Source organism: Acinetobacter sp. IK40 (assembly GCF_035615075.1).
Lineage (GTDB): Bacteria > Pseudomonadota > Gammaproteobacteria > Pseudomonadales > Moraxellaceae > Acinetobacter > Acinetobacter courvalinii.
The window spans coordinates 1-12202 of record NZ_JANBOE010000009.1 but is presented as its reverse complement, the minus strand read 5'-3'; the positions used below and the strand labels follow the sequence as shown (position 1 = coordinate 12202).

Here is a 12202-nt window from a genome sequence, read left to right as displayed (position 1 = left end):
TAAGGAGCCATCATGGCCGTTCAGCAAAACCGTAAAAGTCGCTCTCGCCGTGACATGCGCCGTTCACATGACGCTTTAACCGAGAATGCATTATCTGTAGACCAAACTACGGGTGAAACTCATCGTCGTCACCACGTGACTAAAGATGGTATCTACCGTGGTCGTCAATTATTCGCTAAAGCAGCTGATGCTGAATAATTGAACCATATGCATTAAGCGTTAGCTTAAAGTATAGAAAAAATGGGAGCGAAAGCTCCCTTTTTTGTTGTTTTTCGCAATTAAAAAACGATTTAATCAATGGTAAATTGCCGCATCGGAAAAGAGTCTGTTGTCATTCTCATGTAGAATCATGCATGTTGATGAAATTGGCGATAGACCATTTTAAGGATTTTTATATGTCGACTAAGCGACTTGAGCAGGCTGCTCAAGCAACAAAAACAGCATTTGTTTTTCCTGGTCAGGGTTCACAAAAAGCAGGTATGTTGGCTGAACTTGCAGAGCAATTTAGTGTCGTTCAAGACACATTTGCAGAAGCATCGGCAGCACTTGGTTTTGATCTTTGGCATATTGCCCAGAGCGGTGAAGGTTTAGACCAGACTGAAAACACCCAGCCGGTGTTATTAACTGCAAGTATTGCCTTATGGCGTGTGTGGTTAGAACTGGGTGGAATTGTGCCAAAGTACCTTGCTGGGCACTCTTTAGGGGAATACAGTGCGCTTGTTGCAGCAGAAGCGATGACTTTAGCTGATGCGGTTAAACTGGTTCATTTACGCGGTCAATTAATGCAGAGCGCTGTTCCTCAAGGCGAAGGCGCAATGGCGGCAATTCTTGGCTTGGCAGATGACAAAGTGGTTGAACTTTGTGAAAAGGTTTCTGCTGCGGGTCAAGGTTCTGTTGAAGCTGCAAATTACAATGCACAGGGTCAGGTTGTGATTGCGGGTAGTGCTGCATTGGTTCAGCAAGTGATGGCTGAAGCAAAAGAGCAGTCTGGTAAGGCGATTGCATTGCCAGTTTCAGTGCCTTCACATTGTACCTTGATGAAGCCAGCAGCAGAAAAGTTTGCTGAAGCTTTGGAACAAACTGCCATTGAGCTACCATGCCTTCCTGTAATACAAAATGTCAACGCGGAAATCGCGACAGATGTTGCGCAGTTACGTCAGGCCTTAACAGCCCAATTGTACCAGTCGGTTCAATGGACACGGACCATGCAATATCTGCAAGATCAGGGAATCCAGTACATGGTTGAATGTGGACCAGGGACTGTGCTCAGCAATCTTGCCAAGCGATTACCGAACATAGAAAAAGCATTTGCCATTGATAGCAAAGCACGTATGGAAGATGCCCTAAACGCAGTGTTAGTGGCAGAAGGAAAAATTGCATGACACAACAACGAAAAGTTGCGTTAGTGACAGGAGCAAGCCGCGGTATTGGCGCTGCAATTGCACAGCAACTCATTCAAGACGGTTTTTTTGTGGTTGGCACCGCAACTTCTGAAGCAGGCGCGCAAAAGCTGACAGAAAGCTTTGCTGAACATGGTGCAGGTGCTGTACTCGATGTGCGTGATGGTGCTGCGATTGATGCACTGGTTTCAGACATCGAGCAAAAATACGGTTCGGTGCTGGTATTGGTCAACAATGCAGGCATTACCAAAGATAATTTGTTGCTGCGTATGTCGGAAGATGATTGGGATGACATTCTCAATATTCATCTGAAAGCGGTATACCGCTTATCTAAGCGTGTATTGAAAGGCATGACCAAAGCACGTTTCGGCCGCATTATTAATATTAGTTCAGTGGTTGCTCATTTTGCCAATCCTGGACAAGCGAACTACTCGGCAGCGAAAGCAGGGATTGAAGCATTCAGTCGTAGCTTGGCAAAAGAGATGGGGAGCCGTCAGATTACAGTGAACAGTGTTGCACCTGGTTTCATTGCCACTGAAATGACTGATCAGTTAAGCGAAGAGATTCGTAAAAAAATGACTGATCAAGTAGCTTTAAATCGTCTAGGCGAACCTCAAGATATTGCTGATGCAGTGAGTTTCCTTGCCAGCGATAAGGCGAGTTACATTACTGGTACAGTTTTACACGTAAATGGTGGTCTATACATGGCCTAACTGGCGATGTATAAACTTTTAAAAATTTTTATATTCAATTAAACTAGTGGCAAATTAAAACGCCACAAGCAATGAGGAGAATTCCTGTGAGCGATATCGAACAACGCATCAAACAAGCTGTAGCTGAACAATTAGGTATGCGTGCTGAAGAGATTAAAAACGAAGCATCTTTCATGGATGACTTAGGTGCTGACTCTTTAGATTTGGTTGAACTTGTAATGTCTTTCGAAAACGATTTTGACATCACGATTCCAGATGAAGATTCAAATGAAATCACAACTGTTCAATCTGCAATCGATTACGTAACTAAGAAACTTGCTTAATCAGCTTGCATGATAAAAAAGCCACCGTCAGGTGGCTTTTTTATGGGCTATTGAATAAGAGCAGTAAATATCCTGAGTTTTAGTGGATATACATATATTTACAAGACCGCTTTAAATTGAAACTCGAGTGATTATTTTTTTCGGTATAACTAAAGTAAGTCTATTTTGACGATTTGAGATTAATAATTACAGAGGTAATAACAATGGGTCTTTTTGATTTTGTTAAAGGTATCGGTAAGAAAAATACAGCACCAGCAGAGCCACAAGCTGCGCCAGCAACACCAGCTGAACCATCAGCTCAAGAGATTGCAAATAAGTTATTAGGTTTGATTAAGAGTTTGGGTCTAGGGGTTGAAGGTTTGTCTGTGACCTATAATGGCAGCACAGATACCGCAACAATTAAAGGGCAGGTAAAAAGCCAGGCGGATAAAGAAAAGATCGTATTGGCGGTCGGAAACACAGATCATGTTGCGAAAGTGGATGATCAGATGACCGTGGAAACACCGGAACCAGAAAGTAAATTCTATACCGTGAAATCAGGCGACAACCTGTCGAAGATTTCAAAAGAATATTATGGCGATCCGAACCAGTACAACAAGATTTTTGAAGCGAACCGCCCGTTACTTAAAAATGCCGATGACATTTTCCCGGGACAGGTTTTACGTATTCCACAGTAATCTGATGGAACTAAAAAAGGCGCTTGATGCGCCTTTTTTAATGAAAATTTTTTGAAAAAACGAACGGTTTCTGCAGCGCTTAAAAGCGTTTTGGAATCTTTTGCCCATTGGGTACAGGGGTTTCTGCCTGTTTCAATACGCCAAACAACCAGGTTTCAGCATGTTGAACGGCAATTTTTAAAGAATCACCCAGCGCCAGACGTCCTGCAATGAAGCTTGCCAGAGAGCAACCTGAACCGTGATATTGACCTTCTAAACGTGGACAGCGGCTTTCTGCAAGCATTTTTCCATCTGCATAAAGCACATTGCGGATATGATCAGGGGTATCTTCATGGCCGCCTTTGACCAATACGGCTTTTGCACCCATTTCAAACAGTTTTTGCGTGGCTTGTTCAATATCTTCCAGACCGGTTAAAGCTCTTAATTCAACCGTATTGGGCGTGATTACCGTCGCTAAAGGAATCAATTCAACAAAGGCTTTGACTAATGTAGCTTGGTCACCCAATGAACCGCCGCTATTTGCCACTAAAACGGGGTCTAGGACATAGAGATAGTCTGGATGGGTGCGCAAGAATTCAGCCAGTGCAGCAATATTATCGGTTGTGCCCAGCATGCCTGATTTTACACATTTAATCGGTAAGTCACCGACCACAGCATTGGCCTGTGCAAGGAGCAATTCTTTTGAAGTGGCTTCAAAGCCAAATACTTGTTGTGAGTTTTGGATGGTTAATGCGGTACAGGCAATGGCAGCATGCGCACCACTTTGTCCAATAGCTTCAATATCTGCCTGTAAGCCAGCCCCGCCAGATGGATCTAAACCTGAAAAACAAAGCACGGTTGGACGCACTGCAATTTCCTTTTAGTCTTCAATATACGGTAGTATAGGGAAGTTTCGAGAAACTCTCGACTCTGTTGTGTAAGGCTGCAAGAGATTGAACGAATGACGATCAAAAATATTCTCATCGATTTAGATGGGACGCTGACTGACCCTAAAACAGGAATTCATGGTTCAATTCGTTTTGCTTTGCAAAAGTTAGGTCAACCTTTGACTGATGACGTGGATCTGGACTGGACCATTGGCCCACCCTTAAAAGCTTCTTTGGCAAAATTACTCAATACCCAGGATGATGAACTGGCTGAGCAGGCATTACTGGCTTACCGTGAGCGGTTTTCAGTGACAGGCTTATTTGAAAATGAAGTTTATCCGTCAGTCGCAGAAACACTGCAGCAATTACAGGCGGAAGGTTATCGACTATTTCTCGCTACTGCCAAACCTGTAGTATTTGCCAAACAAATTTTAGCTCATTTCAAACTGGATCAATATTTTACCGCCATCTATGGCAGTGAGCTGACCGGTGAGCGGACTAATAAAGCGGACTTGATTGCCTATATTCTTGAGCAAGAACATCTCGATGCCCAGCAGTGTATTATGGTGGGGGATCGTCAGTATGACATTATGGGTGCACGTGCCAACGGGATTGAAACCATTGCCGTTAATTATGGTTATGGTCGGGCAGAGGAACTGGCTCAGGCACAGCCGGTAACGCAAATTTCTCAATTTAGCCAGCTCATTGAAACGGTGGCTGAACTGAATGCAGAACGTAAAGTTTCTTAAAATTCAAGTAATAAAAAAAGCCTCGAAATATCGAGGCTTTTTTATGTCTCATCAGACATTATGTTTTAAGCGGTATTGCACCAGTTCTTCAATGCTGATCACGGTCAAGCCATGGGTTTGTGCATAAGCTAACACTTGAATACCTGACGCCATTGAACCATCCGGATTGGTTAGTTCGCATAATACGCCAGATGGTTTTAAACCTGCCAAACGCGCCAGATCAATCGTACCTTCAGTATGACCACGACGGGTCAGAACACCGCCTTCACGTGCGCGTAAAGGGAACACATGACCAGGACGGCTTAGATCACTCGGCACAGCCCCATCTTTGGTGGCTGCCAAAACAGTGGTGACGCGGTCTTTGGCCGATACACCTGTGGTTACGCCTTGAGCTGCTTCAATGGTCACGGTAAACGCAGTTTTAAACTGGCTTGAGTTATCTACGACCATCGGTGGAAGTTCTAAATGATCTGCCAGTGCTTCAGTCAAACATAGGCATACAATACCTGAACCATCCCGGATCATTTGCGCCATGGTTTCAACAGTCAGTGTTTCGGCTGCAATAATCAGGTCAGCTTCATTTTCACGGTCGAAGTCATCCATCACCAACACAGGTTTGCCTTGGCGGATATCTTCTAAAGCTTGTTGAATACGTTGTTCAGCAGGGGAAAGGGCTGAAAAGAAAAGTTCGGGTTGAATTAAACTAGACATAATGAAACGCTCTCGTAAATAGGATACGGTTGAACATTTCAGGACTGATGTAAAAAATAAGCGTACACCAAAACAACGCAAAAGCGTATTTCAGTGGTTTCGTCTTCTTTCATCCGGACTATACCGTCGGCTTTGGCATCTCACCAAATCTGCGAGTATATAAAAATATATACAGGCTCGTGGGCTGGTTAGGTCATTTGAGTGTGTTGCCTAACTTACCACCGGTGGGGAATTTCACCCCGCCCTGAAGCGATGTACCTCGATTATAGCCAGATTTTTAAGTGAAAAGGCAACTTTTTATAGAATGTATCGTTCTATAAAAATGAAGAAAACTGCTGAGACTTGACGCTGCTTTCTATCATGATCGGTGCAACTGGTAATCCATTTCAATTGAGCATAGACTGAAAAGATAAAACAACAATAATCTCGGAGTAGGGTCTATTATGGAAAAGACAGATAAAACCCAGCTGGAACAGCTGGCACAACAATTACATCGGCCTGTCATGAGTCTGAAGGCATTTTCTCAATTAAACCCGCAGGAGCTGGCCTGGCTCAACCAACAATTACAACATACCCTAGAACATGAAGATCAGAAAATGAATCAGAGTTTGTATCAAACTCCTTTTTTTCTACGTTGGCTGTTCCGAGATAAAGTCTAGGGAGTAAGCTTATGACTCGACTTGCGGTGCAGGCAGAGATAATCAAATTGGCGCGCATCTTGAAGGTCACCGAAGCTGAATTAGCCTTTTTGCAGCCTTTGGCACCAGAAAATTTAAGACAATTCCGTTTTGCCATATTAGAACGATTACAAAATCAGCAGAAAAAACGCTTCCGTTATTTGGCTGCCTGGGTAAGCTGGTTGCCGCGCTGGATCAGTGTTTTTATGGTCAAACACTGCTTAGAGCCGTTTATCGTGGCACAAATTGCCGTGTATTTATCGACAGAAAGTTCTTATCGCATTGTGAAGCATCTGCCTGCTAAAACTGTAGCCGCTATCTCGGTGTATCTCGACCCACGCTTGGCAAGAGAGTTATTGGGCTATCTCACCACGCATCAGATTACGGAGATTACCCGAGTTCTACTGGAACAACGTGACTTTGTCACCATGGGCCGTTTCGTCAGTATGCTGTCCGATGCGGTATTACAAGATGTGGCGCAAGTGGTCGAGAGTGAAAGTGATTTGCTGGAAATTGCATTTTTTATTGAGTCACGTGAGCAAATTGACCATCTGGTGCATGTCTTACCGAAACAGCGGATCGAGAAAGCGTTATTGATTATTGGCGATCCGGCACAGCGCCTCATCTGGCCAAAAGTTTTGGCCTTGATGAGTTACATCAGTTATGGGTTGAAGCAGGAGCTGGGTGATCTGGCGGTTCTGCAAGGCGAGCCTGTAATCAATGCCATTATTCAGGCTGCGCAAGAAGATCAGTTGTGGGAAGATATGCTACCGGTGGTGGCTTGCCTGTCAGCACAAGCCCAGCATTTTGTTGCTAATTTGCCGGCTTTAAGACGGGTCGAGATTATCCAGAGTATTGTCGAGGCGGCTGACCGTTGTGATTTATGGACGGATATGCTGGTGATTGTCAATTATATGCAAGATGAGGCCAGAGACGTGGTCGCCTGCGCGATTGCACAAATTGATGAGCAGGTTCTGCATCATATTGCCTATGCTTCGTTGTTGCGTTCCCAGTGGGAAGTGACATTTGACATCATGCGGCGCATGCCCGTTGCAAAGCAGCAGGAGTGTCATCGAATCCTTGATGGCTATATGCAGCAGTTAGATCCTGAAACTTATCGATATCTAGATGGTTTATTGGAGCGTTACCAGATTCAGTCCGCTATGACCGGATCGGGAAACTAAATTCAAGAAGAAGGAAGCGTATCCCGAATAGGCAATAGCATTTCGAGCGCATGTTCATATCCGCGTTCGACCAGTTCATCCAGTTTATGCCAGTCAAACATGCCAATTCCTTCAATCGGCATACGGATGTGTAAGTTGGCCCGTTCAATCGCTGCACTTTGAATCATGGTATCGCTGGCAAGGGTCGCAGTACGCATCAGGATCTCAGCCAGTCGTGGTGCGTGTAACAGTTTATCTTTAATAATTTTATTCCAGTTGAGCAGGGCACTCTGATCGGGTTCTTCCAGTCCGATACCGGGAACGCGAATATCATCATGCAAGCTGACATTGCTGGCAATAATGGTGCCTCTTTCCAGATTTTGCATGACATCGGTGGGCAGGTTGTTGATCACACCACCATCGCAGAGCAGGTTTTCATGCCAGGCCACAGGGGGTGCAACACCTGGCACACTCATACTGGTGCCAACCCAGGTGGCAAGTTCACCCTGATCATGAATGACCGCTTGTCCGGTGGTCAGATTGGTGGAGATACAGTAATAGGTCTGTCTGAGTTCTTCAATCCGTCGTTGCCCAAAGATGGCATGTAGGCGACTATGGAAACGCTGTCCCCGAATCAGGGAAACCCGAGGCATGGTGTAATCATTCAGATAGTTACGTGCCACAAAAGTCTCATAGGCGATATGGGTCATTTCGACACTATCAAAACCACATGCCACCAGCGCCGCAACAAATGCCCCCATACTGGTTCCACCGACAATATCAATCGGGATATGTAGCTGTTCCAGGGCGCGAATCAAACCGATATGCGCGAATCCACGAGCACCGCCGCCACCCAGCACCAACCCAACCCCCTGACTGGAAATCTGTCGCGCTACCGCACAGATGTCATTTTGTGCCCAAGGATGGACAAAATAGTGGGCGCGGGCATGATAAAGCTGCTTCCATAATAGGGTGTGGGGAGAAGGATCACCTTCAGAACGCAGCAAAACCAGTTCGATCGGGCTTTGCCAGTCATGTTGACTGAGCACATACGAGAGTGGGGTTCGAGTCGGGGTCTGATTGGCTTCTGCCAGAATCAGAATCCGGTCCGCCTGATGTAAACAGCGTTTTGACCATTCATCTTCACTATTATCGGCAGCATACAGGACATAGCAATGTTTTTCTTCCAAGCTGGCAAGCCACTGTCTGAGCTGTAAATCTTCAACACTATAATCTAGTGGAGTTTGACTAAAACCAGCCCCAAACAGGGCATCGACATGTGCTGCAGACACCAAGCGAACATGCGGCCAGCGCTGTAAATGTTCGGTTAGTTTTTCTGCCAAATGGGTGGCAGGGATATGGGCCGAAACAGGAATCACAGAAAGCGTTCGGCTGCTGCCCATGGCATGACTATGCTGCTGTTCGGATTGCGAGCGATGAATGATCAGGCGGGATAAGGCGAACAGGACTTTGGGATGCTGATGAATGAAATCCAGAAATTGTTGTTGTGGAATGCCAATGAGAGCAGTGTCCCGAACTGCATTGACTGTGCAATGATGTGGCTGATTGGAAATCACACCAGTTTCGCCAACCAGTTCATGACGGCCATAGTAAGTCAACACGCCGGTTGTGGTAGTGAGCTTGACCCGCCCATAAATCACAATATAAACATGATCGGCAATATCATGGGCACAATACAGAGTTTGTCCGGTTTGTAGATGACGAATATGGCAAGCGGGAATCAAGCTCTCAAGTGTTGAACTATCCAATTCAGCAAAGAGGCTGACTTTGCTGAGAATATTAAGAATATCCATATTGATCAAATTATCGTTATTGTCTGTTTATTAAACAAAGCCTGGCGATGTTTTTCAAGTCTGTTTGCGTAAAACCAGGCTTGAGCTGAAGCAGGACTGATTTTATGCGAATAGAGGAAGATGGTTTGGGGTGCCAATAAAAAAGCCATGAGCAACTTCATTCGCGGCTCATGGCTTTTTAGGAATCTTTTATGCTTTATGCAATTTGTACCGGAATACAGTTTGCGGTGTGATTCACGGTATTGTCCGGGTTTGCATATACCAGACGTGGTTTGTGAAGATTGGCTTCAACTTCAGTAAAATCACCGAAGGTTGCGATAATCACTAGATCACCCACATCAGCTTGATGGGCTGCGCCACCATTGACCGAGATAATGCCTGAGTCGTCTTCACCACGGATTGCATAAGTGGTGAAACGTTTGCCATTCGTAACGTTCCATACGTGGATTTCTTCGTATTCACGAATTCCTGCCAAGTCCATTAATACGCCATCAATTGCACAAGAACCTTCATAATGAAGCTCTGCATGCGTCACAACTGCACGGTGAATTTTACATTTTAATAAACGAGATAGCATGGCTAGCGTCTCCTGAGTAAGACCTAAGATGATTATCTTATGGTTGACTTGTCACGTTTTCCGCGGGCTAGGGGCGGTTTGATGCGCATTTTGCGCCTAAAAATGCAATATGGCAAGCGTGATTGATCAACAATTCAGTTTAAGCGGGTTTGTAAGCATTAATTTGATTCATTGCCTGTGATACTTGTCCGTCAACAAGCATTTTCACTTTCGATAAGGCATGATCAATGGCTGCATCCATTAGAGCTTGTTCACTACTAGGCGCTTTGCCGAGCACATGACCAGAAACACGTTCTTTGGAACCCGGGTGTCCAATGCCAATACGTAAGCGATGGAAATTTGCACCGATATGCGGGACGATATCACGAAGACCATTATGTCCGCCGTGTCCGCCACCTGTCTTTAAACGGATGATGCCAGGATCCATATCCAGTTCATCATGGGCAATTAAAATTGCTTCTGGTGCAACCTGATAAAATTTGGCAAAAGGGACAACACTTTGACCAGAACGGTTCATAAAAGTGGTGGGAAGTAAGAGACGTACGTCGCGACCTTCAATTTGACCACGACCGCTGTATCCATGAAATTTAGGATCAGCTTTTAGGGAAATGCCATAACGGTCTGCAAGCTGTTCCACGAACCAGAAGCCTGCATTATGGCGGGTTTGGGCATATTCCTTTCCAGGGTTGCCCAAACCGACAATTAGCGAAATATTTGACACTAATTTACGCCTTTAACACTTATGCGCGTTTGAAGTCAGCGTGCATAGGTGTGTTTTTCGCTGGGTGACGTTGTAACGCTTGGATTTTAACGTTTTCAACTTTGTCACCGATTTTGATTTCGATCACTTCTTCGAAGAAAGCATTGTTTTCTAAAGCTTTAACGATTTCGCGAAGCTCTAAAGTGATTGCTACAGGCTCAGCGCTACCACCGTAGATGATTGCTGGAATTTGTGAAGCGTGACGAAGGCGGCGGCTCGAACCTTTCCCTTGTTGTGCGACTTCACGTGCTTGAGCGTTTAATACGAAGTTTGCCATGGGCATATCCTCAATGGAGTTTAATGAACTAAACTTGCGACCAGTTTAGTGATAGAAAAACCCTAGCGAGCTAGGGTTTAAGAAAAAAAGCTGGGCTATTATAGATAACTATCGAACATTGCGCTAATAGATTCTTCGTTGTTAATACGACGAATTGTTTCAGCAACCATGCTCGCAACCGAAACCTGGCGAATTTTGCCGAGGCTCAAGGCTTCATCTGAAAGTGGAATGGTGTCTGTAACAACCAATTCATCAATCACAGAATTACGAAGGTTATCAATGGCTTTGCCAGATAAAACAGGGTGGGTTGCATAAGCAACAACACGACGAGCACCAAATTGTTTTAGTGCATCGGCAGCTTTGCAAAGCGTACCTGCTGTATCGACCATATCATCAACGATGACACAGTCACGATCTTTTACATCACCAATCAAATGCATCACTTGTGATTCATTTGCTTTTTGGCGACGTTTATCAATGATGGCTAAATCGATATCACCCATTTGCTTGGCAACAGCACGGGCACGAACAACACCACCAACGTCAGGTGAAACCACCACGAGGTTATGATGTTGTTGTTGACGTAAGTCAGCCAATAGCGCTGGCGTACCGTAAATGTTGTCAACCGGGATATCAAAGAAGCCTTGAATTTGGTCTGCGTGTAAGTCAATCATGACTACACGGTCAATACCTACAGTTGTCAGCATGTCTGCAACAACTTTGGCAGTGATCGGTACACGTGCAGAACGTGGACGACGATCCTGACGGGCATAACCGAAGTAAGGAATGACGGCAGTGATACGACCAGCACTTGCGCGACGCAAAGCATCAGCCATCACCAAGATTTCCATCAGGTTATCATTGGTTGGGGCACAAGTAGATTGGACGATAAAAACGTCTTTACCACGAACATTTTCAGTAATTTCAACTGAAATTTCCCCATCAGAGAACTTGCTTACAGAAGCAGCACCGAGTGGGATATGTAAATGGCTTACGACTTTTTGGGCGAACTGTGGATGAGCACTTCCACTAAAAACGACAAGATTGGGCATGAAGCACCTGAGCGAGGGTTAAGCGAAGCTATGCTTCGACCGAGCGCAAGGGAAAAATTTTTAATTTTTCCAACGGGTAATTTGGAAACAATCTATTATATGGCAGGGGCGGCTGGATTCGAACCAACGGATGCCGAGATCAAAACCCGGTGCCTTACCACTTGGCGACGCCCCTAATGCGGCAGAACTTTAATTGTTTTATAGGACAATGTCAATATATTTGAGCAAATATCGATACAAAACAAGTCTGTCTAAAGATATGGCAGGGGCGGCTGGATTCGAACCAACGGATGCCGAGATCAAAACCCGGTGCCTTACCACTTGGCGACGCCCCTAAATTCGATGATATGTAATGGCAGGGGCGGCTGGATTCGAACCAACGGATGCCGAGATCAAAACCCGGTGCCTTACCACTTGGCGACGCCCCTATTACATATACATCT

15 protein-coding genes, 3 tRNA genes and 1 riboswitch are annotated in these 12202 nt (G+C 45.1%); of the genes, 8 read left to right on the top strand and 10 right to left on the bottom strand.

The window, feature by feature from the left end; all coding sequences use genetic code 11:
* Positions 1-12: 12 nt before the first annotated feature.
* From rpmF to lysM, 5 genes are all read left to right on the top strand, one after another.
* Positions 13-198, top strand: a complete 186-nt coding sequence (rpmF, locus tag MSG93_RS15405; protein ID WP_004638135.1) for a 50S ribosomal protein L32 — start codon at positions 13-15, stop codon at positions 196-198.
* Positions 199-395: 197 nt separating this feature from the next.
* On the top strand, positions 396-1382 hold the full coding sequence (fabD, locus tag MSG93_RS15400) for an ACP S-malonyltransferase (RefSeq protein WP_005229016.1): 987 nt from the start codon (positions 396-398) through the stop codon (positions 1380-1382).
* The gene (fabG, locus tag MSG93_RS15395; RefSeq protein WP_005229017.1) at positions 1379-2113 is read left to right on the top strand and encodes a 3-oxoacyl-ACP reductase FabG; all 735 of its coding nucleotides are present in this window, start codon (positions 1379-1381) and stop codon (positions 2111-2113) included. The genes fabD and fabG overlap by 4 nt, the downstream gene beginning before the upstream one ends.
* 86 nt (positions 2114-2199) lie before the next feature.
* Complete coding sequence (acpP, locus tag MSG93_RS15390; protein WP_005229018.1) at positions 2200-2436, top strand: acyl carrier protein; 237 nt, start codon at positions 2200-2202, stop codon at positions 2434-2436.
* Between the two features lie 203 nt (positions 2437-2639).
* Positions 2640-3113, top strand: coding sequence for a peptidoglycan-binding protein LysM (lysM, locus tag MSG93_RS15385; RefSeq protein ID WP_005229019.1), 474 nt, complete (start codon positions 2640-2642; stop codon positions 3111-3113).
* Between the two features lie 79 nt (positions 3114-3192).
* Here the strand turns inward: lysM and MSG93_RS15380 are convergent, their stop codons facing one another.
* Positions 3193-3960: a hydroxymethylpyrimidine/phosphomethylpyrimidine kinase gene (locus MSG93_RS15380; RefSeq protein WP_324622408.1), complete on the bottom strand. Its 768-nt coding sequence runs from the start codon at positions 3958-3960 to the stop codon at positions 3193-3195.
* 93 nt (positions 3961-4053) lie between these two features.
* Between MSG93_RS15380 and MSG93_RS15375 the strand changes: the two genes are divergently transcribed.
* On the top strand, positions 4054-4728 hold the full coding sequence (locus tag MSG93_RS15375; RefSeq protein WP_005283890.1) for an HAD family hydrolase: 675 nt from the start codon (positions 4054-4056) through the stop codon (positions 4726-4728).
* Between the two features lie 51 nt (positions 4729-4779).
* Here the strand turns inward: MSG93_RS15375 and ribB are convergent, their stop codons facing one another.
* Complete coding sequence (ribB, locus tag MSG93_RS15370; protein ID WP_324622407.1) at positions 4780-5439, bottom strand: 3,4-dihydroxy-2-butanone-4-phosphate synthase; 660 nt, start codon at positions 5437-5439, stop codon at positions 4780-4782.
* Between the two features lie 97 nt (positions 5440-5536).
* Positions 5537-5694: riboswitch (FMN riboswitch) on the bottom strand.
* Positions 5695-5882: 188 nt separating this feature from the next.
* On the opposite strand from ribB, the gene MSG93_RS15365 reads away from it, so the two are divergent.
* Positions 5883-6098, top strand: coding sequence for a hypothetical protein (locus tag MSG93_RS15365; RefSeq protein WP_324622406.1), 216 nt, complete (start codon positions 5883-5885; stop codon positions 6096-6098).
* 11 nt (positions 6099-6109) lie between these two features.
* Positions 6110-7300, top strand: coding sequence for a hypothetical protein (locus tag MSG93_RS15360; protein ID WP_324622405.1), 1191 nt, complete (start codon positions 6110-6112; stop codon positions 7298-7300).
* Between the two features lie 2 nt (positions 7301-7302).
* On the opposite strand, the gene MSG93_RS15355 is transcribed toward MSG93_RS15360, so the two are convergent.
* The 8 genes from MSG93_RS15355 to MSG93_RS15320 all read right to left on the bottom strand — a co-directional run bounded on the left by MSG93_RS15355 (position 7303) and on the right by MSG93_RS15320 (position 12187).
* The gene (locus tag MSG93_RS15355; RefSeq protein ID WP_324622404.1) at positions 7303-9093 is read right to left on the bottom strand and encodes a patatin-like phospholipase family protein; all 1791 of its coding nucleotides are present in this window, start codon (positions 9091-9093) and stop codon (positions 7303-7305) included.
* Between the two features lie 196 nt (positions 9094-9289).
* Entirely contained in the window at positions 9290-9670 is a 381-nt protein-coding gene (panD, locus tag MSG93_RS15350; protein ID WP_004655255.1) for an aspartate 1-decarboxylase, read from the bottom strand.
* Between the two features lie 139 nt (positions 9671-9809).
* Positions 9810-10391, bottom strand: a complete 582-nt coding sequence (pth, locus tag MSG93_RS15345; RefSeq protein WP_005229025.1) for an aminoacyl-tRNA hydrolase — start codon at positions 10389-10391, stop codon at positions 9810-9812.
* Positions 10392-10410: 19 nt separating this feature from the next.
* A complete protein-coding gene (gene rplY, locus MSG93_RS15340) occupies positions 10411-10707 on the bottom strand; it encodes a 50S ribosomal protein L25 (RefSeq protein WP_005229026.1) in 297 nt (98 codons plus the stop codon).
* Positions 10708-10805: 98 nt separating this feature from the next.
* Positions 10806-11759, bottom strand: coding sequence for a ribose-phosphate pyrophosphokinase (locus tag MSG93_RS15335; protein WP_004770906.1), 954 nt, complete (start codon positions 11757-11759; stop codon positions 10806-10808).
* Positions 11760-11859: 100 nt separating this feature from the next.
* Positions 11860-11934, bottom strand: a tRNA-Gln gene (locus tag MSG93_RS15330).
* An 85-nt stretch (positions 11935-12019) separates the two neighbouring features.
* A tRNA-Gln gene (locus MSG93_RS15325) sits at positions 12020-12094 on the bottom strand.
* An 18-nt stretch (positions 12095-12112) separates the two neighbouring features.
* Positions 12113-12187: transfer RNA gene (locus MSG93_RS15320), tRNA-Gln, on the bottom strand.
* Positions 12188-12202: the final 15 nt, after the last annotated feature.